The 24,682-nt window shown below is 37.5% G+C and carries 23 protein-coding genes and 1 pseudogene; 6 read left to right on the forward strand and 18 right to left on the reverse strand.

Annotated elements, in window-relative coordinates:
* Positions 1–295 precede the first annotated feature (295 nt).
* From FS486_RS19410 to FS486_RS19420, 3 genes are all read right to left on the reverse strand, one after another.
* Entirely contained in the window at positions 296–1,120 is an 825-nt protein-coding gene (locus tag FS486_RS19410; protein ID WP_142540491.1) for an alpha/beta fold hydrolase, read from the reverse strand.
* A 202-nt stretch (positions 1,121–1,322) separates the two neighbouring features.
* Entirely contained in the window at positions 1,323–1,655 is a 333-nt protein-coding gene (locus FS486_RS19415) for a putative quinol monooxygenase (protein ID WP_142540490.1), read from the reverse strand.
* A gap of 99 nt (positions 1,656–1,754) precedes the next feature.
* Complete coding sequence (locus FS486_RS19420; RefSeq protein WP_036198350.1) at positions 1,755–2,501, reverse strand: SDR family NAD(P)-dependent oxidoreductase; 747 nt, start codon at positions 2,499–2,501, stop codon at positions 1,755–1,757.
* A 162-nt stretch (positions 2,502–2,663) separates the two neighbouring features.
* Between FS486_RS19420 and FS486_RS19425 the strand changes: the two genes are divergently transcribed.
* The gene (locus FS486_RS19425) at positions 2,664–3,020 is read left to right on the forward strand and encodes a winged helix-turn-helix transcriptional regulator (protein WP_142540489.1); all 357 of its coding nucleotides are present in this window, start codon (positions 2,664–2,666) and stop codon (positions 3,018–3,020) included.
* Between the two features lie 409 nt (positions 3,021–3,429).
* Here the strand turns inward: FS486_RS19425 and FS486_RS19430 are convergent, their stop codons facing one another.
* The 4 genes from FS486_RS19430 to FS486_RS19445 form a co-directional block, all read right to left on the reverse strand.
* A complete protein-coding gene (locus tag FS486_RS19430; RefSeq protein WP_142540488.1) occupies positions 3,430–4,116 on the reverse strand; it encodes a YfjL-like protein in 687 nt (228 codons plus the stop codon).
* A gap of 2 nt (positions 4,117–4,118) precedes the next feature.
* Complete coding sequence (locus FS486_RS19435; RefSeq protein ID WP_142540487.1) at positions 4,119–4,667, reverse strand: zf-HC2 domain-containing protein; 549 nt, start codon at positions 4,665–4,667, stop codon at positions 4,119–4,121.
* Complete coding sequence (locus FS486_RS19440; protein WP_142540486.1) at positions 4,664–5,158, reverse strand: RNA polymerase sigma factor; 495 nt, start codon at positions 5,156–5,158, stop codon at positions 4,664–4,666. Before FS486_RS19440 ends, FS486_RS19435 begins: the two co-directional genes overlap by 4 nt.
* Positions 5,159–5,467: 309 nt before the next feature.
* A complete protein-coding gene (locus FS486_RS19445) occupies positions 5,468–6,037 on the reverse strand; it encodes a GNAT family N-acetyltransferase (RefSeq protein WP_144513984.1) in 570 nt (189 codons plus the stop codon).
* Between the two features lie 424 nt (positions 6,038–6,461).
* Here FS486_RS19445 and FS486_RS20530 point away from each other — a divergent pair.
* Positions 6,462–6,774: pseudogene (locus tag FS486_RS20530) on the forward strand (transposase); the annotation flags it as partial.
* A 105-nt stretch (positions 6,775–6,879) separates the two neighbouring features.
* Here FS486_RS20530 and FS486_RS20255 read toward each other — a convergent pair.
* The 7 genes from FS486_RS20255 to FS486_RS19480 all read right to left on the reverse strand — a co-directional run bounded on the left by FS486_RS20255 (position 6,880) and on the right by FS486_RS19480 (position 13,605).
* Entirely contained in the window at positions 6,880–8,178 is a 1,299-nt protein-coding gene (locus FS486_RS20255) for a hypothetical protein (RefSeq protein WP_186321531.1), read from the reverse strand.
* Positions 8,171–9,808: a sensor histidine kinase gene (locus FS486_RS19455; protein ID WP_260858175.1), complete on the reverse strand. Its 1,638-nt coding sequence runs from the start codon at positions 9,806–9,808 to the stop codon at positions 8,171–8,173. The genes FS486_RS20255 and FS486_RS19455 overlap by 8 nt, the downstream gene beginning before the upstream one ends.
* 110 nt (positions 9,809–9,918) lie before the next feature.
* Positions 9,919–10,599, reverse strand: a complete 681-nt coding sequence (locus FS486_RS19460; RefSeq protein ID WP_142540476.1) for a response regulator transcription factor — start codon at positions 10,597–10,599, stop codon at positions 9,919–9,921.
* A 390-nt stretch (positions 10,600–10,989) separates the two neighbouring features.
* The gene (locus tag FS486_RS20535; protein ID WP_229677477.1) at positions 10,990–11,412 is read right to left on the reverse strand and encodes an HAD hydrolase-like protein; all 423 of its coding nucleotides are present in this window, start codon (positions 11,410–11,412) and stop codon (positions 10,990–10,992) included.
* 446 nt (positions 11,413–11,858) lie between these two features.
* Positions 11,859–12,230 carry a hypothetical protein gene (locus FS486_RS19470; protein WP_142540475.1) on the reverse strand — a complete coding sequence of 124 codons (372 nt, stop codon included), beginning with the start codon at positions 12,228–12,230 and terminating at the stop codon, positions 11,859–11,861.
* A 368-nt stretch (positions 12,231–12,598) separates the two neighbouring features.
* The gene (locus FS486_RS19475; RefSeq protein ID WP_142540474.1) at positions 12,599–13,330 is read right to left on the reverse strand and encodes an SDR family oxidoreductase; all 732 of its coding nucleotides are present in this window, start codon (positions 13,328–13,330) and stop codon (positions 12,599–12,601) included.
* Positions 13,330–13,605: an Atu4866 domain-containing protein gene (locus tag FS486_RS19480; RefSeq protein WP_142540473.1), complete on the reverse strand. Its 276-nt coding sequence runs from the start codon at positions 13,603–13,605 to the stop codon at positions 13,330–13,332. The genes FS486_RS19475 and FS486_RS19480 overlap by 1 nt, the downstream gene beginning before the upstream one ends.
* 265 nt (positions 13,606–13,870) lie before the next feature.
* Here FS486_RS19480 and FS486_RS19485 point away from each other — a divergent pair, with 265 nt between their 5' ends.
* Positions 13,871–14,755, forward strand: coding sequence for an AraC family transcriptional regulator (locus tag FS486_RS19485; RefSeq protein WP_142540472.1), 885 nt, complete (start codon positions 13,871–13,873; stop codon positions 14,753–14,755).
* Positions 14,756–16,244: 1,489 nt separating this feature from the next.
* Here the strand turns inward: FS486_RS19485 and nagZ are convergent.
* From nagZ to FS486_RS19500, 3 genes are all read right to left on the reverse strand, one after another.
* Positions 16,245–18,056, reverse strand: a complete 1,812-nt coding sequence (nagZ, locus tag FS486_RS19490; RefSeq protein ID WP_142540471.1) for a beta-N-acetylhexosaminidase — start codon at positions 18,054–18,056, stop codon at positions 16,245–16,247.
* A 227-nt stretch (positions 18,057–18,283) separates the two neighbouring features.
* On the reverse strand, positions 18,284–20,032 hold the full coding sequence (locus tag FS486_RS19495; protein WP_142540470.1) for a M56 family metallopeptidase: 1,749 nt from the start codon (positions 20,030–20,032) through the stop codon (positions 18,284–18,286).
* 17 nt (positions 20,033–20,049) lie between these two features.
* Complete coding sequence (locus FS486_RS19500) at positions 20,050–20,430, reverse strand: BlaI/MecI/CopY family transcriptional regulator (RefSeq protein ID WP_142540469.1); 381 nt, start codon at positions 20,428–20,430, stop codon at positions 20,050–20,052.
* A gap of 285 nt (positions 20,431–20,715) precedes the next feature.
* Between FS486_RS19500 and FS486_RS19505 the strand changes: the two genes are divergently transcribed.
* The 3 genes from FS486_RS19505 (at position 20,716) to FS486_RS19515 (ending at position 23,454) form a co-directional block, all read left to right on the forward strand.
* A complete protein-coding gene (locus FS486_RS19505) occupies positions 20,716–20,970 on the forward strand; it encodes a MarR family winged helix-turn-helix transcriptional regulator (RefSeq protein ID WP_229677475.1) in 255 nt (84 codons plus the stop codon).
* A 685-nt stretch (positions 20,971–21,655) separates the two neighbouring features.
* Positions 21,656–22,231 (forward strand): ArsR/SmtB family transcription factor, encoded by a 576-nt coding sequence (locus tag FS486_RS19510; protein ID WP_142540468.1) that lies wholly within the window; start codon positions 21,656–21,658, stop codon positions 22,229–22,231.
* Positions 22,228–23,454 carry an MFS transporter gene (locus FS486_RS19515; protein ID WP_144513986.1) on the forward strand — a complete coding sequence of 409 codons (1,227 nt, stop codon included), beginning with the start codon at positions 22,228–22,230 and terminating at the stop codon, positions 23,452–23,454. The genes FS486_RS19510 and FS486_RS19515 overlap by 4 nt, the downstream gene beginning before the upstream one ends.
* A gap of 683 nt (positions 23,455–24,137) precedes the next feature.
* Here FS486_RS19515 and csaA read toward each other — a convergent pair.
* The gene (gene csaA, locus FS486_RS19520; RefSeq protein WP_144513987.1) at positions 24,138–24,467 is read right to left on the reverse strand and encodes a chaperone CsaA; all 330 of its coding nucleotides are present in this window, start codon (positions 24,465–24,467) and stop codon (positions 24,138–24,140) included.
* Positions 24,468–24,682: the final 215 nt, after the last annotated feature.

A 24,682-nucleotide genomic window follows, 5' to 3' on the forward strand; every position in this document is an offset into this window, starting at 1 on the left:
GAGCTGCGTCCGATTTCGTATTGCCTTTTTCTATAAATCGAAGATTTTAATTTTCATGGGAGTTGAACAAGACTTTTTGTTTACCCTTACATCTATGCTATTTAGTAAACACCCTTGAAAAGGTCCAAACGGAATTTGGCATACTGGCAATGGCCCATAACTTGCTGAAAGTGGTGGGCCTATTGTGCAGAAACCACCTTATAAAACGAAAAATCAAAAAAGAAGGTGGAGAAAAACGATTTATTTTTCTCCACCTTCTTCATTTTAGGGATTTTTTAGACAGCCCCTTCATTATTTATGAATTCACCATAGAACTTGCAAGTTCTTCAATTACTTTTGCTGTTTTTACTACATCTTCCGCAACTAATAAGTGCGTGCAGTTTTCAAACGGAATCACTTCAGAATTCGGAATCTGTTCCTTCATGTATTCCGCTGTTTCTTTTGAGTAAAGTGTACTCTTTTCTCCATACACAATTTGTGTTGGTACAGTGATTTGTGGTAACACGTCACGATAATCGCCAACTGCCATCGCATGCCACATTGCCGCTAATACATGAGGGGTATTGCCGTTGACTACTAAATTGAGCTGCTCTTCCATCATTTCACCAGTCAAGTATGGGACGGTTACTTTAAAGAAAGGCTTTGCGAATTCCTTCAAGCTATCATTGATCACTGTCAAATCATTCAATGAGTCTTCCCGCGTATATTTACCGTGATAAAGACCTAAATTCCAATCCTCTTCATTGACTAATTTTGGTGTCATGTCGAACAACGATACGGCCTTCAATCTGGATACACCGAAGTTTTTTACATACTCGAATGTCGTAGAAACCCCCATCGAGTGTCCAACCAATGTGACATTCATCAAGTTAAGATGCTCCATTAGTTCTTCCAAATCGGAAGCGAATCTCTTCAATGTCAAACCATGCTCCGGGCGATCAGAAGCGCCATGTCCCCTCAAATCAAAAGACACTACATTGAACTTTTTGCTCAATTCTTCAAATGGTTGATCGAATGTTTTATGATCCGATGACCAGCCATGGACGAGCACAATCGGTTGTCCTTCTCCTTTTTGCTGATAATACAATTTGACGCCGTCACTTGTCTCGAAAAATGCCATGATGCTTTCCTCCTTCTATTAGGTCTCAACATAAAGTTGTTGTTAAATTGTTTATAAAAACACTTTATTGCATAATTTTTTCTACCATAAATAAGGTTACTCCTGCATTATCTGAATAATGTTGCCGCATGTATCGTCGAAGACAGCTATTGTGACTTCGCCCATTTGTACAGCTGTAGATGCTATTTCTCATTTATAAAAATTAATATGCATTCGTTATATGACTTCCCCATTCACGGTTAGGTTGCAACCAGCTGACGCTTCTATCCACAATTAAATCGCCCAGTGTTCCTTCGTAATTCTTGCGGTATGGTTTAATAAATTCTTCCGCAAGCCAGCTATCTCTCGTGCCTTGCCATGTTTCATAAATAATCAAGTCATCTGGCTGATCCAGATCGTCCGATACAATGGCGCTAATGAATGCCTTCTCGGATGACATCTCCTCAATAAGGGAAGATAGCTCCTTGCGGAATTCTTCTTTCTTCCCTGGTTTAGCCTTAAAACGAATATTGAGTTGAACTTGTTGATTGGTCATATTGACTCCTCCTATAAATTATATATTTTGCGGCGATTCGGTTACACCATTCCCCATTAACCTTTTTTCCGGACTATTTGTAATCTCTGCGCAGTGAAATTATACCTGTGCTAGCCCGCCATCTACGAACAATTCTACACCCGTCAAGTAACTGCTTTCGTCTGAAGCAAGGAAAGATACAGCGTTTGCTACTTCTTCAGGTGTCCCAACTTTTCCAGCTGGAACAGTATTTCTGCTATTTTCCAGTACCTCTTCAAGTGCATCACCAAAAAGCTCATCATATGCAGGTGTAAGAATACCTCCTGGACTAACCACATTTACACGGATTTCAGTACCTTTTAGGTCAAGAATCCAGTTGCGAACTAGTGCTCTTAATGCTGCTTTAGATGCTCCATATACACTAAACGCTGGGTTGCCAATTGACCCAGCAGTAGAGCCCGTTACAATAATAGAACCTACTTTATCCGGGAATAGTGATAACGCTTTTTGAACAGTAAAGATGGTTCCTTTAACGTTAATGTCAAACGTTCTATCAACCTGCTCTTCTGTAATTTCACCTAATGGAAGGAAGTTGCCGGTGCCTGCATTAGCAAAAAGAATGTCCAACTTACCTTTTTCCTGCTTTATAATGTCATAAAGTTTGTCTAAGTCTTCAAGCTTAGAAATATCACCTTGAACACCGGTTACGTTCTTGCCAATTTGGTTAACAGCTTTATCAAGTTCGTTTTGTCTACGTCCCGTGATATAAACATATGCACCTTCGTTTACAAATTTTTGTGCTGTAGCAAGACCAATCCCACTTGTTCCACCCGTTACAAGCGCTATTTTACCTTCAAATTTACCCATATTTAACACTCCTTTAAAATTAATTTATGTCTAGTACCTTTAAGTACTTGAAGAACAACTCACAAGATATAGTATCCTTCAGTAAGCACATTAACGGAAGTGCCCACTTTTTAGTGATATAGTAACTAAAAAGTAATAAATGTGGAATGGAGAGGTTTAGACTTGAAAAAATTTAGTTGTGGTTTTGAAGTGACAAAGGAAGTTATTGGCGGAAAATGGAAAGGTCTTGTATTACACTTTTTAATGAATGGACCAAAGAGAACGAGTGAATTAAAGCGCATTATCCCAAATATAACTCAGAAAATGCTGATTCAAACACTTAGAGAGCTTGAAGACAGTGGACTTGTGAGCAGAAAGATGTATAATCAAGTACCACCGAAGGTTGAATATTCATCCACTGAACTTGGAGAATCTCTTAAACCAATCTTGCAGGAGCTCTGTGAATGGGGAAGCCATTATGCGGAGCAAGAGTATGCAGAAGGTGAATTTGAAATCGCACAACCAGAAGAGGCTTCTTAATGAGGAAACCACCTTATAACACCTTATATGTAAGGTATTTTATTGGTGTACTAAGATTTGGCCATTTTAATTCGAAGTAGATGGCCTCGACTGTAATACAATCAATAATGAAATAAGAATAATCCACTTATTATCATTAAAAAATGAGCTCATCTATTAACAAAAATACCTCACAAACCGGTATTTTATGATAAATAAGAAGAACCTATTTTGAAAAAAGGATTAATCAAAATGGGCTCTTTCTTTGTGAAGTATTGTTCAATTTTTATAAAAAAGTTTGATCATTTCCTATCTAAATTGTTCCACAATCGCGCCCGATTGTGGAATATATGCTTTTTTAGCAATTAAATTAGATTTCAAAAGTATTAAACTATGTCCAATTCAATACACAATCTATTTTGATAAAGTATTAATTAACCTCTTTTATCGTTAATTCTTGTTCCGGTGTAAATCTAATGTAGTAATCATAAATTTCTTCACCATTCATGACGCTTTTATACTCTATTTCTGCTAAAACATAATTGATGGATTCACTATTCAATTGCTTCTGTATTTCCTGGCTCTGTTGCAACATTTGTTCTTTCGTTAAATTGCCTTTTTCAATTTCCAGCATAATGTGAATCGGCCTTGGTGTTTTCAACTGCGGCGTCCATTCCTCGTCAATTTGGTTGTATACTTCCACATTTGTATCAACTGAATCGACTTGCGGCACTTTTTTCTGAAGGAGCGTAAGAATATACTGCTCTGCCTCCGCGTTTAGCTTTTCGGATGCCGCTTTGTCTATCTTGGATTCATGGATTGTATCACTAAAAACTTCATACGGTTCGAAAGCGGAGACATGGAAGGTATAAGTGTTTTCAACTGCAGTCGTGTCCTTTTTTACCACTTTAAACTCATAAGTGCCATCGGACCATCCATATCCTACAGACCGCTTGATCTCGTAGTCCATGTCCGGATAAGTTTGTTCTAAAAAATTTTCAAGGCTCTCCTTTGCTTTGTGCTTGTCGATTGTATTTCCGCTCATTTGCATGTAAGCGAATACTACGGCTGCAATTAATAAAATTACAATCACACTGTATATTATTTTCTTTATCATATTTAATTTTCCTCTCTTGCTTTAAGTATACAAAAGCCAATAATGATTCCAATAAAAGTAAACAGCAGGTGGATAACTAAGGACGTCAGTGCTATTAGAAGAGCTTCCGAAAAACTTTCAGCATAGAATTCGCCGAACCAATCTGTCATATATGACAGGCAATTCCATATGAAATTGGGTATTCCTGCAAGCAGGATGGCAACGAGCGCCGATCGGTAAAATAGATACGTAACCGCACCCAAAAGGGCATAGGTCAGGATAAAGCCGCTATTGTCTTTCATAATGGTCGTGCCGATAGCCAATATCAAAGCAATGGATACAAAGAAAATCTGTATGGTCGCCAATTTCAACGTTATATTTCGAATCATTTTGTTAGAAACACCGCTTACGTTTACTTCCGTGGGAAGAGGAATTTGTGATTGTTCTGCGATTTGGCGGCAGTTTTGGCAACTTTTCAAGTGTTCCTCGATAAATTGTTTTGTCTCTAGCTGCAACAAGTCTTCTTCGTATAAAGGCAAAAGGTCTTGCACAACCGCACATTCTTTTTTCATAAAGTCTCCTCCATTAATTTTTGAATCTTTAATTTCAACCGATGAAATGTCACGCGCGTATAATTCTCTGATTTGCCAATCAAAATGCCGATTTCTGCAAAACTCAGTTCTCCGTATATGCGTAGCAATATGATTTCCCTAGAGGCATCATCCAGTTTCGAAATATGATGTAAGAGTATTTTTGTTTCTTCATTAATTTCCGCCATCTCTTCCAGTGAATGGGTTTCATTATCTGGAAGAGATGCAAGTTTTTGCATTAAGCTTTGCTGATACTTATTTTTTCGGTAATACTTTTTTAATAAATTATTCGCAATCGAGAACACCCAAGTCGACAAGGTGGAATGTCCATTAAATGATGCGATGTTTTTACATGCCTCATAAAAGGTATCGTGGCAAAGGTCTTGAGCTGTTGCCTGATTCCCTGTCTTAGCATAAAAAAACGTATAGATTTTCGGATGAATTTTTTCGTATTCTTCTTCAAGCTTCTTCATAACGCCCTCTCTCTCTTGCTGTTCTTAATATTAATACCTTGGTTATCTGTTTCGTTACATTTTTTTGAAAAATATTTATCTATTACTTATGTCAAAATTGTTCTAATATTTCGTTTTACATTCAAGTATGACTAGTTGCCAGCCTATACTATTTAAAATATCGTTAATAAAAATATTTAATTGGATTGTCTTATCCAATAAATAAGGAAGGTGCCCAAATGGACACCTTCCTTATTGAAATTACAATTCATCTGACAAGTAGATTTCTAAAAATGCATTAGTAAATGGAATTGCCAAAACAAATAGCGATTATTGTTCTTTTTTCCCAGCATTCAAATATTCATCTTTTAAAATCGAATAGTACGCGCTATCTGCTAATACACCTTTGATCATTTCGCTTTTACGAAGGGTCCCTTCTCGTTGCATACCTAAGCGAAGCAATACTTTACCAGAAGCACCATTAATAACATCATGTGCTGCATGTACACGCTCTAACCCTAATTCTTTGAAGGCTAATTCTAGTATCAGTTTTCCAGCTTCAGTCATATAGCCATTGCCCCAATACTTTCTATTTAATGTAAAACCAAGATCCCCGCTTTTATTCCAGTCATCCACTCTAAACTCAATAGCACCTATCATTTTATTGCTATCTTTTAAGACAATTGCATATTTACCGATAGGCTCTTTGACAAAATAATTTGCAATCATACTTTGAGTTTGTTCCAAATCTTTATGTGGACTGTATAAAAAACGCGTTGTTTCTTCATCAGATGTATATTCAAACATATCTTCAGCATCATTAAACGAAACTGGTCGTAATAAAATACATTCCCCTTCTATTTGACTATTCTTAACTAATAAAAGATTAAAATTACTCATGACTCTCTCCAATTCATATAACAATCTATTTCGACTCACTAAATTATCCTAGCACAATTAATTTATTCCGAACAGTTATACCAATCCAAAACTTTTAAATATTTAGATAACTTTTTATATCTAAGTTTAAATTAGCCATTCAGCTAAAAAAGTTATTCATTTCTTCACTCCCAAATTTCAAACAAAATGGCCTGTTAATGGAATCAAATAATTAAAGTTTTTAAACAACTTTATTGTAACTTAAACGACTTTATTTGTAATGAAACAACTTTATTGTCACTCAACAGCAGCAGCGCGACAAGTTTTGTTATAAGCGCTAATATGTGAAAAAACAAGGGATCTCTTCAGAAATCCCTTGTTTTTTCACACATAAGGGGTCCTACCAACAAAAAGCACAAGACATACGCTAAGTAAAATACGACATAAGGAAGGGTATCGTCAATACCCATCGACACCATCCATTTGTGGATCTTGCCCTGTAATTGATCAGTGCACGAAAAGTAAGAAGCAATAAAAAAAAACTAATTCAACGTCATGTCTTACAAGACTATCCAGATGCAGCAGAAGACTAGAGACACCATTATGAAATCAAAGAGACGGTTGAAGGAGTCGTTGCCGATGCCAAAGAAAAGCATGGTATGCGATAAACAAACCTTAGGAGTCTTAAAAAATTGTCTAGGCAGGCGATGCTAACTTTTGCTGCCCAAAACCTGAAAAAGTTAGCGAGCTGGGCGTAATAGAAGATGAAATTAGGTTGGATTACGGCTACCCTTAAATAAAACGTCGAAATGATATCATCAAAAGGATGATGTCATTTCGACTTCTTCTTGATGAATCACAACTTAAGCTTGGTAGGGGGGAAGTTCCATCACTTTCAGTTTGCCATTCACTATTTTAACTGTGTACGTAAAAGTATTGGTGATTTTGTCGAACTCCCTTACCCCGAACCGCGTGCCGTCTTCATTTTTAAACGCAACGACAAACGTATACACGTCTTTGCTCACTTCAGTCCGACTCAGAATCTCTTTCAGTGAAACTTTAGGTCCTAACTCCAAATACTGTTTTACTAGTGCATGCTTATCATTAAGGTCAGTCTCAGGAAATAAATTTCTGAGTCCTTGATAGCTCCCTCCGTATAATTCGACAAGTGCTTCAGCATCCTGACTAGCGATAGCCTGCATATAGACCTCAAGTGTCTCTTGTGGGTTCACAGTGACAACTTCCTTTTTACTCTCTTTCTGAGAAGTTGCTGAAGAATTCAATGTTACATCCTTCTTCCACGTTATCACTTTTCCCTTGCTATCGGTAAATAGAAAAACAACCTCCCCTTGCTCACCCTTCATCGTATCCGGGTAGATGAACCCTGAAAACTGCCCGTCTCCACTAATGTAAAAGCCGTCTTCCCCATTCGCCCCATGTTCCCTCGCTGCTTGGACTGTGTTGACAATCCGGTGTTTCTTGGAATTCCACTTCATTTCGGCTAGCGTAAATCCTTCTGGCACCTGTTTCACGACGAAGTCGAAACTGTTGCCCTCAATCGGTTTTGGTGTCTGGTCAATAATGACGAGAATTTCCTTCATAGGCTCCTCTTTCACGACCTCTTTATCGTCAGCAATAACACCATCAGCTGCATTATCCTCTTTTTCTAGAAGCATCAACGTCAGGTTCTTTTTCCACGTTACTTCTTCACCTTTCGAATTGGTGAATCGGAAAACAACTTCTCCTTCATCCCCTCTCATCGTGTCTGGATAGATGAACCCTGAAAACTGCCCGTTTCCACTAATGTAAAATCCGTCTTCCCCATTAGCACCATGTACTTTGGCTTCTAGAACCGTATTGACAATCCGGTGTTTCTTGGAATTCCACTCCATTTCGGCTAGCGTGAATCCTTCTGGCACCTGTTTCACGACGAAATCGAAACTATTGCCCTCAGTTGGTTTCGGCGTCTGATCAATAATGATGAGTACTTCCTTCTGAGGATTTGCTTTAGCATCTTCTTTCGTAGCACTGCCTTGATTGGTTTCAGATGGCTTCGCATGAATGGTATCCGATGCCTCAGGTTCTTTTTCCGAGGCACAACCACTCGTCATAAGAAGCACGAATAGTACTGAAACGATATAGCCGTATTTTTTGTTATTCATGTAGTTCTCCTCTGCTTTCATATAAAGTAAAAGAAAATGCGACACCGTTATTCGTATTCATCACACCAAACTCACTATGATGGAGCTCTAGGATGTGTTTGACTATAGATAGTCCCAGACCCGTTCCTCCAGATTTCCGATCTCGAGAACGCTCAATTCGGTAGAATTGGTCCCATACTCTGCTTAAATCGGTCTCAGCAATTGGCATTCCCATGTTCTCGATGACCGTAAGTATCTTTCCGGAAGAATCCCGGTCGATGGTAATCGTAATGACGCTGTTTTCCACTGCATGGCGTATGGCATTGCTCATTAAATTCAGAATGACCTGTTCGATTCTTCTAGAATCCGCCGTGACGTAATGCTCTTCTTGATGATTCAACTTGTACTGAATGCTTCTGTTTTCCATTTGTTGAGAGAACGAATCCGCCAAATTTTGAACAAGTCTTGTCATAGAGAAATGTGACCATTTTAATTGAATCGCTTTGGCCTCGAATTTGGAAAGCTCTAGCATATCCATGATTAATGCATTCATCCGATCTGTCTCATTTACAATGTGATCCAGATACCGTTCTTTTTTATCTTTCGCTACTCCATCCTGCAATCCTTCCGCGAATCCTCTCACAATACCTAATGGGGTTTTTAATTCATGTGATATATTGGCAATCAGTTCTTTCCGAAGTTGTTCCGACCGTCGTTTTTCTTCCATCTCCGCTTGCAACTTATCATTCGTATTGGTCAGTTCCTGTAAGGCCGTATCCAGATTCTGAGACATCACTTCCAGATTACGGGACAGTTCTCCGAATTCATCCTTCGAATTAAGTCCGGGACCTCCCGTGAAATCCAAGTTAGCCATACGTGCAGCAGCATGGTTGAGTGTAACTAAAGGACGGGATACAATTCTGGAGTAAATCATTGACAGAATTGTAACGAGCACTAGAATCATAGGAGCAAAATAGACAAAATATTTCTTAAGTATATCGACTGCTTCCCCAACTGGTTGTAGAGAAGTCATGACAAATAAATAACGAGCAGTGGGTTCATCCGTTGCTAGCGGTTGAATCACAATCGCATATGAAACACCACTCCAATTATCTACCCATTCCAACTGAACAGGCGATCCATCTTGCAAGCGCGATTGATAGTGCTCCAACTTGGTCATCCATTCCTGGAGCGCTTCGTCGATTAGTGTATCCTGATAGAGAGGGTTATACGAGCGATGCTCAGGCACCATCAGATCAATAATCTTCCCTTGAACCCGTGTTAACCCCATTGTGAGTTCCGTTTGATCCTTCTGAATAGTAATAGGTTGCATGACGGTATCATCTTCGTCCATAAAAATACCGTCTATCACCAATTGATCGCCGATTTGAATCCCCTTTGGAAGCGAGTCATATTCCATTCCATCCGTAGGCAGAGGAACAATGATGGTCTTATGGTTTGTTTGCAGCTCTAAAAAGTAAGGATTAAAAATTATCTGTTCAAAACTTTGATTTAAAAGTGAAGTACTCGTATCATTCTCATTCATAAATGCACCGAGCAACCGTGAGATTTTCTGACTATCGGGTACAACTTGTTCATATTGTTCCTCGAAGTGACTCATATTCTGTTCTAGAGTATGGATCTTAGACATTCGGTAAAACCGCTCGAAAAAAAGTCCTTCTGCAATCATTACAAATGAAAAAACAATCAAGATCAAACTAGTCGTAACAACAAAAAGTTTAAGGACGACTCCCTGCCTCCTCATCCTTCCAACTCGAACTTGTACCCTGCACGGATGACAGTTCCGATGCATCTGCCCTCTGCACCGAGTTTCGCCCTCAATTTTTTAACGTGGGTGTCTACTGTCCGCAAATCACCTATATAATCGTAGCCCCATACAGCATTCAGAATAAAATCTCGAGACAACACTTTCCCATAATGCTTCGTAAGAAAGAGAAGCAACTCGTATTCTTTCGGTGATAAGGAAATCGATTTTCCCTCTACGGAAACAGTATGGGACATTCTATTTACCGTCAGCCCGCCAAAGGTGAGTAAATTTCCTTCTCGACCAATCGTACCTTCCGTCCGTTTCAACAGTGCAATAGCACGGGCCACTAATACTCTTGGACTAAAAGGCTTTGTGACATATTCATCCGCACCAAGCTCGAACCCTCTCAATTGATCATCATCTTCCACCCTAGCTGTGATCATAATAATCGGAACATCTGAATTCCTGCGAATCTGCCTGCACACTGAAAACCCATCCAGTTCTGGCATCATAATGTCCAGCACGATTAGGTCAATGGCTTGTCGTTCAAAAATCTCGAGTGCGAGATTACCGTTCTCCGCTTCGTACACGTCCCATTGTTCCTTTTTGAAATAATCCGTTATAAACTCACGCATCAGCAAGTCATCTTCGACTAATAATAAATTTCTTTTCATGTCTTTCCTCTCCACATCTATCCACGTCGCCCTATCACTATGGGACATGAATACTAGTATGATTTCATTCTTCATACACCTCCAGCAGGACTATCTAAACCGAGTATAGAAGATTCCTGTGTACGTCGTGTGAACATCTTGTATGAATTTCTTTAAGAATAGCACGGACTAGTTTGTGATAGTAGAGTAACTGTGTTTATCTCCAGCAATAAAATGATATTTTCGAGTACCCCGTCATACTAGCCCATAAAGGGGTATCGCCAACATTTCGGAAATTTTGTACGCTAAGCAAATTCAAACATAAAAAAGTCGAATTCCCTGTACGTTAAGGAACCGACTTTTTTGACTTCTTCAAGTAAAGCACCCGTTAGTTGAGCAACTACATATCAATTATTTGACTTGACTTCCAATCAAAATGTCTTTTAACTGGTCAACACTTTGGACAATATAAGTAGGGTTAGAATGAGTTAGTTCTTCATAAGAACCATATCCATAAGTTACTCCAATAGAGTCAATACCGTTGTTATTTGCCCCAATGATATCGTGCTTCTTGTCACCAATCATAATAAAGTCATCTAGTTTATGCCCATTGTGCATATCGAGTATGTATTGTATAACCTCAGTTTTTGCTGTTCTTGTTCCATCAAGATTACTTCCAACAACAAGGTCAAAATATTGGTCAATATTAAAATGAATCAGTACTTTTTCAGAAAATACAGTAGGCTTTGATGTTGCAACAACTAAAGTGAAATTTAATTCTTTCAATGATTTCAATAGTAACGGTATATGTGAATATAACTCATTTTCAAACATACCCACCTCTTTAAATCTCTCCCTATAAAAATCAATGGCTTTTTTGCGTATTTTCCTCATCCAAATTGTAGTATTCAGCAAATGAAACTTGAAGTGGCGGACCAATGAAACATTCAAGTTTATCAATATCAGGCTCAATAATGTGCATTTCCTGCAATGCATATTGAACAGATTTTGTTATACCTATTTTAGGGTCTGAAAGCGTTCCGTCTATAAAACTATTTTGTATTTGTCCATATTAAACTCCCCTTTGTATCACATTCTAACTTAATATATCATAAGAATCTTGCAGTTATTGAACTAACCTGCAAGTTACTTTAAGTGCATTTTTCACAATCTCTTATCTATCTTAATATAAATATCCAATTAATTTCTAAAAATGAGCACCAAAAACGGTTGTTAATGGAACCCCGAAATAATCTTATCAAAAACATTCGATTTAGAATTCAGTACTTTTCTGCGTAATAAACCATATTTAAAAAGACCGTAGATATATATAATACGGCAAATATTGTGAGTGTGTGGAAGGAAATTAGATCAATATTTGAAGTTGGGTTAAAAATCAGCATTAAAATAATCACATAACTAACACACCAAAAATAGCTAATATAAATGGCACGTTCTCGAATCATTTGAGCACATTCGTCTTTTTCCGTAAAGTGAGGCGCTAAATAAGCTAAACCAAAAGACATAATCGTTAAAGCAATAGTCATTAACCTATCTGGAAATCTCCCGTTAATGATAGATGTGCCATTAACTATCACAGCATTAAATAGCATAACGCCAATAATTAAGAAGGCTACTCTTTTGTTGTTCAACGATTTTCCTCCTCATAAATAAAAATAAGTAATGATAATTAATTGAATAATGAAATGATTAAAAGTAAAAAAATTAAAGTATCGGCATAGCGTCATTAAGTGATTCCGAAAGAATACTATGACGCCCTACATATCGGTGAGGAAGTAATGATTGAATTACATGAGGGCAAACTCGTGATTAAGCCAATTTTCAAAGTAGACGAGGATTTTGCGGAGAATTGCACAGTGTTTCACAAAGAATTAACCCGTTTTGAACAAAGTTTGTTCAAAACGGGCTCTTTTAATTTTACTTAAAATATGGGTCTGTGTGTCGTTTTTGTTCAAACTTTATTCTAAAGCTACAATATACTAATGTCTTTTTGTTTAATCTATATTACGGGTTTAATGACTAGTTCACTTACATCGACATACTCAGGCTGTTCTAGCGCATAGACTATAGCACGAGCAATAGCCGTCGCTGGGAGAGTGGTACGCCGGTATTCCTTCATGATTTCCTTTGCCTCGTTGTCGGTAATGCTCTCGGCTAGTTCTGATTCCGTTACCCCCGGCGATATAAGGGTCACACGGATGCCTTGCCCTGCAGTCTCTTGCCGCAGTCCATCCGTTATGGCACGTACAGCATATTTGGTCGCGCAGTAGACAGCTGCTGTCGGGCTCACTTCGTAGGCGCCGATGGAAGCGATATTGATGAAATGTCCGAAACCTTGTTTTTTCATGACCGGAAGACCTGAGGCAATGCCATGGAGAACACCGCGAATATTGACATCAATCATTCGGTTCCATTCCTTAATTTTGAGTGCTTCCAGTGAAGAAAGCGGCATCACCCCTGCATTATTGATTACAGCGTCCACTCGTCCAAAACGGCTTTGGGCTACTTCAATGATCGCCTGCATCTGTTCCATTTCTGTCACGTCGAGCTGTTGAATGACTACAGAACCGCCATCCTTTTTAATGTCAGATGCCAATACCTCTAGTCTTTCTACACGCCTTGCCCCGATGACAACATGAGCGCCTAGACTTGCGAGCAGTCGGGCTGTTGTTTCACCAATTCCGCTGCTTGCTCCCGTAATCACCACTACTTTTCCATTAATTACAGTCATCATTCCTTGCTCCCTTCACTAGGTTTCTCTAAATATAGCACCATACCTGCATGGTAAAGCACTCCATCTATAAAATCACCATCAGCAGTAAAGCCTGTATCATCGACATATTCGATATGATTGCCTTTGATGGTATAGCTACCTTGATAGGCGCTTTTTTTGTTGCCACGTGCTTCGTCATACCGTCCGTTCGGCAGTAACTCGTGCCGAATATGACCGTCCGCAGTTACCCATATGCCTACATAGGGATATAAATTAGCATGTTCTTTTTTCATTTCATTATCTCCTTCCACATGTAAACGATAGGCAGCACTAAAACCTAGATAGAATTAAAGTGAAAAAATTTACCGAAGAGCAGAACAGAAACGTGCTCTATTCCGTACTATCTCATTGAAATACCTGCCCATAAACATATTATGAATCTTTGTGCTAAAGGGAAGGTAGCCGATATTTACGAAATAATTGCCTAATCCTCCAATAAAATATAGTATAGTGACTAAGGAATCCATAAGTGTTGATGGAAAAGATGGAGGAACTGCCATGGAGCGAATTAAGGAATTAGCAGAGTTGATTGAGAGAAACGTAACGGTGGATGGGACGTCTGAGACCTGTATACCAGGCTTGCGATTTGTTCGGGCCTCCCACGTTTCTGAACCTGTTTACTCTGTTTATGAACCTTCCCTGTGCATTGTGGCTCAGGGAACAAAATTAGTCATGCTCGGTGAAGAAACCTATCAGTACGATTCGGCCAGTTATTTGACTGCGTCTGTTCATTTGCCGATTACAGGCCAGGTCGTGGTGGCTTCACCTGAAGAACCTTATTTATGTATAAATTTACAGCTTGATATGAATCAGATTTTCGAAGTCATTCAATCATCGAATCAAGGAATTTCCAGTGATTCCACAGGACGTGGTCTGGAAATCACCCTTATAAACGAATCACTCCTGGAAGCGGTATTGCGGCTTATCAGGCTGCTGGAAACTCCAAAGGATATACCAGTCCTTGCCGCAAGTATTAAGCGTGAGATCATTTACCGGATTCTACAGAATGATGAGAATAATTCCTTGAAGCACTTTGCACTTGTAGGCAGTCAGGCCCAGCGCATTGCAAAGGTGATTGGGGTATTGAACCGTGAATTCGCTCAACCTTTAAAGGTGGAGGACTTAGCGAAAGAGGCCAGAATGAGCGCCTCATCCTTCTATCAACATTTCAAGGAAATCACAGGCATGAGCCCGATCCAGTATCAGAAACAGCTTCGGCTGCAGGAGGCACGCCGAATGCTTTTAACGGAAAGACTGGAAGCGGCTGAAGCAGCGTTCCAGGTAGGTTATGAAAGTCCATCGCATTTCAGCCGAGAATACAGCCGCATGTTTGGCCTGCCCCCAATGAAAGACATACAACATTTGTGGGAAAGGTTTGAATAAAAAGAAAATACGTTTTTCTAATGTGGAGGAGATTCTAAGCTATTTTGATAGCCTTTTTATAACGCTATCTTACTTACTAATTCTATAAGGTTTATTCATTCTTTAAAATCATGATTATTACAAAGCAGGAAATACGTTAGAAGTATTAATAATAAGGAAGGTGTCCTTAGACACCTTCCTTATTTAATGTATAGATAATTCATTAAAACATTTACTTCCAATTGATTTTTCGCTTTTTAAATATACCTTAATAGCAATCAAGTTGTTTGAAAAATTAAAAGTAATTATACATACATCAAATTATAGTAAATAAAAAGTCATTTAGTCTACTCATCCATAAGGCTGGCGACTATTTACTGCTTAACTATGTCGTAACAACAAAAGAGGCTTTACTCCTTATTGAAGTAAAGCACCCATAGTCTATGGTGTAATATTTTACAATTATTATTTTATAAAAGAAAATTCATTTTCATTCTTATCCATTAACTCTATTATTTTATCTTCTAGGGGCTTACTCACCGTCCTTATCAGCATCGTGCATATACGGGGGTACAACCAATGTTATATTTAGGTTAGGCGTCAATAGGATTGATAATAAAAGGAGCCCACATTTTAGATATGTCTAATTGCACTGACCTAAGTAAATGAGACAATTATAGAATGAACTTAGGTGCTTCCTGTAAGCCTGTTAGCATTCATACGCCTGTAACATATCATGGATTTTCATATTAGCTAGTCTTACTCATCCACCTCTAACCTCACAATTTGGTGACATACACATTTCTATGTATCGCAGTTCTAGACCCGTACGTTCAGAAGTTCGTCAGCTTAACCTTTTCTTGTAGGTTTATTCGCATTCTCACCATATTCATTCAACTCAAGCATCATGAACTACACCACTCCATCGAGTAGGCTTTCGTCAGCCGAACTGGTACGGTAGTTTCTCACGCCTTTTCACCGAGCTTATAACACGGTCATTCTTACTAAATCCAGTGCTACTCGACTAAGAGAGAACCCTTCAGAGCGTTACCTCTTCATTTGATTCTTCGATATAATCCTTCAATTCCATAAGGAATTGCCTAGCCTTTACCAGAGAGATGTAACCATCCTCCATTTAACTAGGAACATTTCGCACAACTAAACTGCCGCTTTAGTTCAATAAGAAAAAAGGCTTTACTCCTTATTGAACTAAAGCACCCATAGTCTAAGTGTAATATTTTACAATTATTATTTTATAAAAGAAAATTCATTTTCATTCTTATCAATTAACTCTATTATTTTATCTTCTAGGGCTTACTCACCTACCATACCGTCCTTATCAGCATCGTGCATATATGGGTACAACCAATGTTATATTTAGGTTAGGCGTCAATAGGGTTGATAATAAAAGGACCACACATTTTAGATAAGTCTAATATGTATGGTCCTTTATTTAATTATTCAACTACACACCCGTTCGAGTTATAAGGTTAACCACCAATATTAATAATTAATGTAAATAATTATTCAGAAGACTATTGATGGAGTTATTTATTTCATTTATGTTAGGATTTTCTACTTTCGTATCGTTAATGCTATATTTCCTTTTTAGTTGAATAATTCTCTCTAAACTTTCATTTAATCTTTGTTCGGAAATTTCCCCATTTTGAACAGCAGCTTTTAAAGAGGAGATAATCTGTACAACATTATTATAGTCATGCCCTACTAAAATAATATCGCTTCCTGCCTTAACTGATTCTACCGATGCTTTACCAATATCAAAATGTTCTGTTATGGCTCCCATTGTCATATCGTCCGTCATGATTACACCTGTAAAGCCTAGTTGTTTTCTAAGAAGATTCGTCATTACAGCTTTTGACATGGTCCCTGGATTCGTTTTATCTAATTGAGGCAATAAAATATGAGCCACTATCACAACATCTGCTCCTTGATTAATCGCACGTTCAAACGGGATTAACTCTAGTTCTTTAAGTTGATTTAGGCTTTTATTTACAATTGGAAGGTCCAGATGAGAATCAACTGATGTATCTCCGTGACCAGGAAAATGCTTAATTGTCGTGATGACGTTTTGAGACTGTATCCCTTTCATCGTTTGAATTCCAAGTTTACTTACGATTTCTGGATTGTTCCCAAATGATCGATCTCCGATTACTGGGTTATTTGGATTGCTGTTAATATCAAGAACAGGTGCAAAATCGAGATTTAAACCAAATTCTTTTAATTCACGGCCTAAGAGTGTACCGACTTTATAAGAAAAATCAGGATTGTTTACTTGTCCAATCTGTTTATTTGGTGGAAAGTTTACAAGTCCACCTGGCAATCTTGTCACACGTCCACCCTCTTGATCAACACTTAGTATAAGCGGAAGACTCGAACTATTTTTAGCTTTCAGCTGATTAACAAGTTGAACTGTTTGTGAAGGGGTGTCAAAATTATATTTGTAGAAAATAATTCCCCCGACATGAAATTGGCCTATTAATTTTTTTGCATTTGCGTCCATTGTAGTCCCGGAAACCCCAGCAAGAATCATCTGGCCAATTTTATCTTCTAAGCTCATTTTAGATATTACTTCTGAAATGGTTTTTTCTTGGTGATTCGAGTGTTTCCCTACTTCTGCTTGTTGATTTGGGCTCTTTTCATCTTGGGCTTGCTGATTTGGTGTTTTTTCAACCTGTGTATAGAGTGAGATATGGTCAACTTTAGGATTTGGCTCCAACTCTGTTTTTACTGGTAAAACCCACAATAAGTCAGTAGAGGCCGTTGCATGATAGACAAGGATCATTTGGTCAACAGTTGAATCTTTATAGTATCGAATGGCATCGGGTTCTCCACCAATTTTCGTAATTTCATTTAAAGAAATATTTTGTAGTTCAGAATCATAAGAACGTATATCATTTACGGTCTGATCGGTATAGCCGATTGTAGAATGATGACTTTTGTATTCCTCATACCTGCCTTTAGCAGTTTCCGAAATATGGTCTGATTTTCCCCACTCTTTGTTTACTTCCTTCCAGTCTGTTTTACCGGAAGCAAAGGGAATATTCGGAACCTTGCCTTCCTTCGATAAGGAAAAAGTTTCTTCTACCAATTTCTCAAGATTTGAATTCAGATCATTCTTTGAATCCACTATATTTTTACCGGTAGGTTGAGTAATAATTGGACTTTCTTTATCTTGCGTCGTCTGTTCGCTACTATTTTCTTTGATTGCATAATAATAAACGCCAATAATTAAGGCTAAAATTAAAAGTGGAATCGTAAAAATACGTTGTTTATTTCGTGATTTTCTTTGTTGTCTTTTCATATCCAATTTTCCTTTCTAACTTTTCGCCTTTAACTATTATAATCTTTTTTACATTTTTCGAATTCAGTTTCTGATCTTTATTTCTATTGCGTTAAATCGGCTCAATAAAGCCTGTAATTTACAGAGGATGAAATCATCCATTCATCCTCTATTTTAGTTGTTAATTATAATGTTTACGCTGTAAAAGAAGCTCGTTACGTGTGGTTACTTTTTCGCTTCACATTTTATTACCATTGTCTTCCCGGATCATTCGACATATTATTAACTGTCCCCTTAGGGTAAAACACGGAGTAGTGGTCCATTACCGGGTCTGGATTACTGTTTGAAGACTTAGGAAATACTAACAAAATCTTGAAATCAGAGCTTGCAACATACCCTATAATTTCCTCACCATTACTTTTTACATCATAATCTGGAGTTCCAAATTCTTTCTTCACCATAGAAAGTGATAATTCATTTAATTTCTTATCAAACGATCTCGCCTCAAAAACCCGTGATCCTTTGTTGAAACCAAATACCACATTGTATTTTGAAAATACAGCATAATTTCCTTTCGCATTAGGTACCCAATCAACCTTTTCCGCTTTTCCTAGTTTTTTCTCTACGTCTTCTATAACGGTTGTTTTAACAGGAAACTCTGAGTTGATGATTTTACCCTGCTTTGCCAATTGCATGATACTTGAAAGAAGTTTCCGCTGAGTATCCCCATTAGACGATAAAGCAGAGGTATTGTTTTTCGATGCTTCACCTTGGTTTGTATTGTTATTTTGTTTTGCACTGTTTTGTGACGCTTGGCTTGTATTGTCTTGGGATGTATCGTTTTGAGTTGCTTGATTTGCATTATCTTGAGTTGCATTGCCTTGTGGTGCTTCATCTTGTAAGGTTATTTCTTCTGATGGAGTAGAACTATTTGTGCCACTATCTTCATTTGGGATATCCTCTGAGGTGCCTGGTTTAATGGTGCTTGAGCAGCCTACCATAATTGTAAGAGATACAGCTAAAACTGCACATATTGCCGAACTTTTTTTAAATTGTGTAATCATGACTATTCTCCTTTTACTGTATTTATTTGCATATCCTAATGTACCGGTAGTATTCCTTTTTTCTGAGAATAATCTAAGCATATTGATTATTGTCTCGCCGTATTTTTTGACTTCTTCTGTCTTTAAAGTACTGATGACAGACGCATCACAAGCCACTTCACAGTCTTGTTTTACCTGATTAAGTGAATACCAGATTAAGGGGTTGAACCAATAGATTGCTTTAACAATCATAAGTAAGGTGTTTACCACTAAATCCTTGTTTTTAATATGAGTTAATTCATGGCTTAATACAAACCTAAACTCTTCCGAAGTTAATTTGTTTATAAGCTCGTCTGGAATAATAATTTTAGGACGGATCAACCCATAAACTGCTGGCGATTTCGAATAATTACTATAAATAATTTTTATCTTCGAATTAATTTTAAGCTTTGATTTTTCTGCTTCTAAAATTTTAATTAAGTCTTCTCTTTCACAGACTGAACATTTTTTTAATTTAGCCATCATCAAGATATTTACGCTTAAAATATAGAGTAAAAGTGATGAAACCCCTATTATCCACAGCACCGCTGCAGTATCAAAACTAAAAATAGCGCCTATAATACCCGGATCAGCTAATGCGTTACTATCTTCTATAGAAGGTGGATTTTCGGTTGTGATAGTATTGTTTGGTATTATGTTAGGAACATAATGTTCTGCTATAAAGTGAGGATCAAGTTCCTTTTGTTCAATTGGAATAAAATTCATAAAGCTTAAATGACTTTGAATGTCTATTGGCAGTATTAGCCTAAGTACAAGCAGAATCCAAATATAATAATGAAGCTTTGCACTAAGTCTTTGTCTAAAAATAGCCTTAATACCTAATATCCCTAATGCTAAAATACTGCCCATAAGTGAAAGTAATAATACTTCTTTAAATATTGCAGATAAAACCATACATCATTACCTGCCTTTTACTTGTTATTTTTTTTATTAAGCAATCGTTCCAGTTCTTCTATTTCCTTCTCAGAAATTTTCTCTTCCTTTATAAAATTGGCGAGCATAAGGTGGATCGAACCATCGTATACCTTTTGAATAAACGATCTTGTTTCATCTAACATACAGTCTCTTTTATCTACTAAAGGATAATACTCATAAAGAGACTTCTCCTTATTCACACCTAAAGCACCTTTTTTTACCAGTCTACTTATTAATGAATGAATTGTTTTCGGACTCCAATTCTTATTAGAACTTACTGCCTCTACTATCATCGCAGAAGTTAATGGAGCTTCTTCCCATAACACCTTCATTACTATCCATTCTGCATCAGATATTTTGCACTCTGCTTTCTTCATCTTGTTCCTCCATCCTACAAGTGTAATCTTGTTATAGACTACACTTGTAGGATGGAGGTGTCAACGTCCTTTTTTTCCCAAATTAAATAGCCAACAATGTTTGAGCTACAAAATTAAAAATGAAAATCTAATGCAATTTATTCGTTTAATGATGGAAGGAAAAATGATTAATAAAGTACATTTTCAAAGATAAACTTCAGCTCACTTATCCTCAGTATCTAGTCTTAGTTACCCTGTGGGAGAAGCCACAAAGAACAATTAAAGAGCTGGGTGAAGTGCTTAATCTTGATAACTGGTACACTTTCTTCACTACTCAGACGTATGGAAACTGCGGGTCTCATCGAGCGTCGCCGTGACACAGTGGACGAACGCGTCATGAACATTTATATTACGCAAGCTGGCAAAGTACTACAGGAGAAGGCATCGTGTGTTCCGCAATCCTTATTCTACGCAACTGGCATGAATAAAAAGGAATTGGATGAAATAAAAGAAAGAATCATGTACCTTTTACATCAACTGAATGGAGTAGCCGAGAAATAGATGCAATAGAAAAAACTATTCAAATACCTAAGAGTGGGTTTTTTCTATGTACGATGTAATAACTTCTGATACGATCCTTGAAAATGGCAATTTTTTATAATCTTGTTACAGTTTCTTTTCAAGATTTTTTATATATTGTTCGACTTGTAAAACACTTGTATTTGGATGATGAACAGCCAATCCGTGCTAACAAATCTGTATACTAATATTTCTATAAATGGAGGTTATTTAATGGGTATTTATAATTATTTAGTGTAGAAGCCTAATGGAGATATTCTTCTCAATGCAAACTTATAAAGATAAAGTAATGCTAATTTGCAACACCGCAAGTCAATGTCAGCTACTTAATATCGAAAATATAACCGTTTATAAAAGTAAACTCATACAGATAAAAAGAGGGAATGGCCTTGCTGATCAGCATTGCTTTTCCCTTTTGATATTCCCTCATTAGAAAACGTGACTCTGCTATCATTTTTAAATGATTCTTTCTTAAATATCAAAAGGCTCGATTCTTTTTAGAATAAAATTTATGAGAAACAGTCCTTAGTTTATCCCAGCTTCTAACCTAAAACTTTAGATGTGTATATTGCAATTTTAAAAAAGGTGATTTATAATTTCTTTAATAAATTATAATTTATCGATAAATATAATTTTATTATATGAGAAACTCAAAGGAGACTAAAACATGAAATATGAAATGATCATCGAAACGACTGAACAGCTGCACGCATTATCTCATCCGTTAAGACAACGTATTTTAACCGTTCTTTCGTTTGATGAAATGACAAATAAAGAAATTTCAAACGCCCTCAAAGAGTCTGCACCTAAAGTGCACTTTCACGTAAAGGAACTCCTGAACGCTGGCATTATCCGACTTACAAGAGAAGAAGTAAAAGGATCCATCATCGAAAAATATTATACGGCTTCAGCCCGTTCATTCCGACTTTCTCCTTCTCTTGAATTGGCCAAATCCGATGAACATATGCTCTACGAATCTACTTTTCATGAAACTTACCGGAATCTCATCGAAAGTGTCGATTATCACGAAGGTTTCCTTCCAAACTCATTCATCACTCAGGAACACGCGTGGTTAACAGACGAAGAAATAGCTTCTATTAAGAAGCATTTATCTGCTATCGATCAAATTATGAATAATTCTTCCATGAAACGAGCACCTACAGATAATCGGAAATTCTACACGCTCAGCAGTTTTTTTCATCCAGTTTCTCCAAAATCTAAGAGAAGAGAAACAGAACAATGAGAAGACTATTTAAAAACAGCCTCTTCTCCAATAAGAATTTCACTTATTTTTTCTTTGGTCAGTCCTTCTCGACAATAGGAGATGGATTCCAGCAGATCACCCTGATTTACTTGATTTTTGAGATGGGTGGAAGCAGCAGCCAAATGGCTCTTTCCCTATTCTTCTCGGTCTTTCCCCGCATTCTTCTATTGCTGGTGGGAGGCGTTGCAGTTGATCGGTTAAGTGCGAAACAGGTTATTTGGATTTCAGACTTCGCTCGGTTTGTGATTTTGACCGTTTTGATTTCATTTTTATTCTTTGATGCCTTGTCATTTCCACTGCTTTACCTCTTACTTTCTTTATCTGGTGTGGCAAGCGGCTTTTTCTATCCGGCATTTAATACCATTGTTCCTTCCATCGTAGAAACAAGGGATTTAGAAAATGCCAATGCATGGGTTCAATCAATCTCTCAAACCGCCATCTTCATTGGTCCTCCTCTTGCTGGATTAGTGGTGGGGCTCTACGGAATAGAGGCTGGTTTTCTCATAAATGCCATGTCTTATTTGATTGGCGCTATCACCGGGATTATGGTCAGCGTTAACAAGGAAAACTCACCTAAAGTGAAAGACTCGCGTATTGTGAAAGATTTCGTGGAAGGGTTTCAGCAAGTGTGGACAACCAAGTGGCTCCGTACCGTACTGTTGGTAAATTTAGTGGGGGGACTGGTAGTAGTCGGTCCAATGCAGATCGCATTACCGCTATATTCAAAGGAAAGCTTCGATCTGGCACCTTCACAGATGGGATTTGTCTTGGCTGCCTTTGGAGCTGGTTCGGTCATAGGCATGATGTTTGTCACCAAATTACACCCAAAATATAAAACACTTCGTTCGTTTTACTGGCTTGAACTTATACAGGGACTGCTCTTGTTTTTGGTAGCTATTCCTTCAGTATGGGTCGTGTTGCTATCTTTAGCGGCCATAGGGATTTTGAATGGTATATCAAGTGTCATCATCATTTCAAAGATTCAGGCCCATGTTCCAAGGGCAAGGCTCGGCAGAACGATGAGTATCGTTTCGCTAGCGGCTTTCGGGGCAGTTCCCATCTCTCAGTTGTTGACAGGCTGGCTGTCGGAAACCATTCCCTATGCGTTTGTTTTTGTTTTAGCTTCCACTTTGCTATTCCTCAGCGGCGTAATGGGATTAATAGTTTATAACAGACAAAGCAGTGAAGAAGCGGTTGTTTAAGGGGATTGTTTGAAATGACTATGGTTTTGTAATATGTACCTATGTCAGAAAAAAGCGTGAAATTCACGACTTTCATGTTTATTTGAATTAACATGAAAGTTTCTGACACAGGGACACTATAAAATTTTGTTTTCCGGGAAGTTACTTCCAACTAGTACGTATTTAATGTTAGTAATTTAAGAAGAATATAATAAACAAAGCTTAAACAATCAGGAGGAAAAGCTTCATTTATCAAAACCTATTTAGATACTGTTTTTAAAGATTTTCTAGATAATTATAATCTCATTTGTTTCCCTCTGTCATCCATGCTCATTCGACTAATTAATATTACTTGCATCTCTCCAATAAAAAAACCCCGCTAAATGCTAGGTTTTTTTGAATCATTGTTCTACAGAAAAAAAGTATATTATTTTGTTACTCTTAAAATCCCTCATCTAACCTGCCACTTTTGTTAATAAGAAAAAAGATTTGCCTAAGAACCCTATGAACTTTACTAAAGCATACCGTTAGTTGAAGATGTTATTTTTTATTTCTCATTAAATTACTTCCATTTACATCTGTTGAAAAACCAACTTTACTCCTTCTGGAAGTAAAGCACCCGTTAGAGTTCGTTGCCGACATTTTTGCAAGATAGCACCGTTACTATTTTACTGAAAACAAGTAGGATGTTCCTTTTATCATGCCTATGCTATTGGTGTTCCATTTTTAACAGATTCATCTGGCTTTAAAAGTACCACGTCACCTTCCTCTGGTACACCTCCAATTACCAATACCTCCGATTTAAAACCAGCAATACGTCTTGGAGGGAAATTTACTACTGCAACCACCTGATGTCCAATAAGTTGTTCTGGTGTATATCTTTGTGTAATTTGTGCAGAAGAATGTTTAACACCAATTTCTCCAAAATCAATTTCTAATTTTATTGCAGGTTTTCTTGCTTCTGGAAAGGGTTCTGCGTTAATAACAGTACCAATACGGATGTCCAATTTCAAAAAGTCCTCAATTGTTACCACAAATTTAGCCTCCAGTCATTTACAATTAGTACCATCTTAACAAATTGAATCAAAAATTTAAATCATCAAATAATTCAGCTCGATTTTTGAACACAGTTAATCATCGCTCTTCTACTAAATTGCCGCTTTAGACCATACTCCTTCTTGAAGACAAGCACCCGTTAGCCATCCATGTAGCGCAAAATCAGCGCTACACCACAGAGAATGAAAATGTG

Source organism: Bacillus sp. FJAT-22090, from assembly GCF_007676755.1.
GTDB lineage: Bacteria > Bacillota > Bacilli > Bacillales_A > Planococcaceae > Psychrobacillus.

Bases quoted from the DNA above. Each gene is read 5' to 3' on its own strand.
- FS486_RS19410 (WP_142540491.1), bottom strand. From the start codon at position 1,120: ATGGCATTTTTCGAGACAAGTGACGGCGTCAAATTGTATTATCAGCAA.
- FS486_RS19415 (WP_142540490.1), bottom strand. From the start codon at position 1,655: ATGACCAATCAACAAGTTCAACTCAATATTCGTTTTAAGGCTAAACCA.
- FS486_RS19420 (WP_036198350.1), bottom strand. From the start codon at position 2,501: ATGGGTAAATTTGAAGGTAAAATAGCGCTTGTAACGGGTGGAACAAGT.
- FS486_RS19430 (WP_142540488.1), bottom strand. From the start codon at position 4,116: ATGATAAAGAAAATAATATACAGTGTGATTGTAATTTTATTAATTGCA.
- FS486_RS19435 (WP_142540487.1), bottom strand. From the start codon at position 4,667: ATGAAAAAAGAATGTGCGGTTGTGCAAGACCTTTTGCCTTTATACGAA.
- FS486_RS19440 (WP_142540486.1), bottom strand. From the start codon at position 5,158: ATGAAGAAGCTTGAAGAAGAATACGAAAAAATTCATCCGAAAATCTAT.
- FS486_RS19445 (WP_144513984.1), bottom strand. From the start codon at position 6,037: ATGAGTAATTTTAATCTTTTATTAGTTAAGAATAGTCAAATAGAAGGG.
- FS486_RS20255 (WP_186321531.1), bottom strand. From the start codon at position 8,178: ATGAATAACAAAAAATACGGCTATATCGTTTCAGTACTATTCGTGCTT.
- FS486_RS19455 (WP_260858175.1), bottom strand. From the start codon at position 9,808: ATGTCTAAGATCCATACTCTAGAACAGAATATGAGTCACTTCGAGGAA.
- FS486_RS19460 (WP_142540476.1), bottom strand. From the start codon at position 10,599: ATGAAAAGAAATTTATTATTAGTCGAAGATGACTTGCTGATGCGTGAG.
- FS486_RS20535 (WP_229677477.1), bottom strand. From the start codon at position 11,412: ATGTTTGAAAATGAGTTATATTCACATATACCGTTACTATTGAAATCA.
- FS486_RS19475 (WP_142540474.1), bottom strand. From the start codon at position 13,330: ATGACTGTAATTAATGGAAAAGTAGTGGTGATTACGGGAGCAAGCAGC.
- FS486_RS19480 (WP_142540473.1), bottom strand. From the start codon at position 13,605: ATGAAAAAAGAACATGCTAATTTATATCCCTATGTAGGCATATGGGTA.
- FS486_RS19485 (WP_142540472.1), top strand. From the start codon at position 13,871: ATGGAGCGAATTAAGGAATTAGCAGAGTTGATTGAGAGAAACGTAACG.
- nagZ (WP_142540471.1), bottom strand. From the start codon at position 18,056: ATGAAAAGACAACAAAGAAAATCACGAAATAAACAACGTATTTTTACG.
- FS486_RS19495 (WP_142540470.1), bottom strand. From the start codon at position 20,032: ATGGTTTTATCTGCAATATTTAAAGAAGTATTATTACTTTCACTTATG.
- FS486_RS19500 (WP_142540469.1), bottom strand. From the start codon at position 20,430: ATGAAGAAAGCAGAGTGCAAAATATCTGATGCAGAATGGATAGTAATG.
- FS486_RS19510 (WP_142540468.1), top strand. From the start codon at position 21,656: ATGAAATATGAAATGATCATCGAAACGACTGAACAGCTGCACGCATTA.
- FS486_RS19515 (WP_144513986.1), top strand. From the start codon at position 22,228: ATGAGAAGACTATTTAAAAACAGCCTCTTCTCCAATAAGAATTTCACT.